This is a genomic window from Pseudoneobacillus rhizolycopersici (assembly GCF_054786815.1).
This window is the reverse complement of the sequence record NZ_JBTOOE010000211.1, coordinates 1-244: the sequence shown is the minus strand read 5'-3', so window position 1 is coordinate 244 and position 244 is coordinate 1. Positions and strand designations below refer to the sequence as shown.

Genomic DNA, 244 nt, shown 5'->3' with positions numbered 1-244 from the left:
ACGGCCATTGCGCTAATAGTGCCGCCAGTAAATGTCCCGGTTGGTAATCAGGAATGTGAAATTCTAAGACTAAAATTGTAATTAAAATGGCAAAAATACCATCACTGAACGCCTGAAATCGATCTGTTTTCAAAATCAGCACCTCCCACAGCGTTTTAGGATACCATAACTCACAAGTAATTACTGTAATTAACTTTTCAAACTGACGACCAAACCGCTTCTCTAACACCTGATATGGTAAGAT

Annotated in this window: 1 protein-coding gene; it reads right to left on the bottom strand. The window is 38.9% G+C overall.

Translation table 11 applies throughout. From position 1 onward, the window contains the following. Window positions 1–142: TMEM175 family protein (locus tag ACX9YW_RS23470; protein ID WP_460351201.1), on the bottom strand; the 142-nt coding region annotated here is incomplete at its 3' end. Window positions 143–244 lie beyond the last annotated feature (102 nt).